At 66.2% G+C, this 1,726-nt stretch carries 1 protein-coding gene; it reads left to right on the forward strand.

Annotated elements, in window-relative coordinates; all coding sequences use genetic code 11:
• The coding region (locus AB1609_23090; protein ID MEW6049321.1) for a Swt1 family HEPN domain-containing protein at window positions 1–1,726 on the forward strand (1,726 nt) is incomplete at both ends.

Here is a 1,726-nt window from a genome sequence, read left to right on the forward strand (position 1 = left end):
TAGCGATGATCGGCTGAACGCCCGAAAGCCGGTCGCCGAGTGGGACGCATCTGCGCTCCTCAAAGTGATGTGGGACGCCTGGAACGATGTCTTCAGGCGGATCCTTGGGTTTGCCGAGCGCAGCCTCGTGAGTGAGCTGCGCGACTGGCGGAATAAGTGGGCCCACCAAGAAGCCTTTTCGAGCGACGATGCCTACCGCGCCTTGGACTCTGCTGCGCGATTGCTCACCGCGGTGTCGGCCCCGCAGGCCGAAGAGGTTGAACGGATGAAGATGGAGCTTTTGCGCCTTCGTTTCGACGAGCAGGTGCGAAGCGAGAAGCGCAAAGCCGGCGGGTCGCTGGTTGGAGCCACCGCAAGGGAAGGGTTGAAGCCCTGGCGCGAGGTCGTCACACCCCACCCCGACGTAGCCAGCGGCCGCTACCAGCAGGCCGAATTTGCCGCGGACCTCTGGCAGGTCTACCTTGGGGAAGGAAGTGACGAGTACAAGCACCCGGTCGAGTTCTTCCGCCGGACATACTTGACCGCGAGCCTCAAGCGGCTCCTGGCGAGCGCTGTCCAGCGGCTCTCCGGCGCGGGCGGCGACCCGGTGGTGCAGCTGCAGACGAACTTTGGCGGCGGCAAGACCCACTCCATGATCGCCCTCTACCACCTGTTCTCCGGCCGGCCGGCGGCGGAGCTGCCGGGAGCCGAAGAGGTCGTGCGCGAGGCGGGCGTTGCAATCCTGCCCCGGGCGAACCGCGTGGTCCTGGTGGGCAACCGCCTGTCACCCGGGAATCCGGCAACCAAACCCGACGGCACCGTGATCCGCACGCTTTGGGGCGAGCTTGCCTGGCAACTGGGGTACGCCGCGGGTGGAGCAAAGGAAGCGCGCCACGCGTTCGAACTGGTACGTGCGGATGACGAACGCGCCACGAGTCCAGGCGACCGGCTGCGAGAGCTCTTCAACCGCTACGGTCCCTGCCTGATTTTAATCGATGAGTGGGTGGCCTATGCGCGGCAGTTGCATGATGCGGCCGACCTCCCCGGAGGAAGCTTCGAGACCCAGTTCACCTTTGCGCAGGCGCTGACGGAGTCGGCGAAGGCCGCTAACACCCTGGTGGTTATCAGCCTCCCGGCATCGGACGTCGGCACGTCGCCGCATGCCCGGGCGGAGGACGTGGAGGTGGGCGGCGTGCGGGGCCGTGAGGCGCTCGAGCGCCTGCGCAACGTCGTCGGGCGGGTAGAGTCCTCCTGGCGGCCGGCTTCTGCCGAGGAGAGCTTCGAGATCGTGCGCCGGCGGTTGTTCCAGCCCATGACGGGTCCGGAGCAGTTCAAAGCCCGGGATGTGGTGGCGCGCGCGTTCGCCGATTACTACCGCACCCAGTCGGAGGAGTTTCCACCCGAGTGCCGCGAGGCCGACTACGAGCAGCGAATCAAGGCCGCGTACCCAATCCACCCGGAGGTCTTCGACCGGCTTTACACCGACTGGTCTACACTGCTCAAGTTCCAGCGCACCCGCGGCGTGCTGCGCCTGATGGCCGCGGTCATCCACAGCCTGTGGGAGAAGGGCGACAGGAGCCCCCTGATCCTTCCGTGCTCCATTCCGGTGGACGACCCGCGCGTGCAGTTCGAGCTGACGCGGTATCTCTCGGACAATTGGGTGCCGGTGATCGAGAAAGACGTGGACGGTCCCGCCTCGCTTCCGGCACGGCTCGATGGAGAGGTGCCCAACCTCGGTAAGTTCTCT

This window comes from Bacillota bacterium (genome assembly GCA_040754675.1).
Classification (GTDB): Bacteria; Bacillota; Limnochordia; order Limnochordales; family Geochordaceae; genus Geochorda.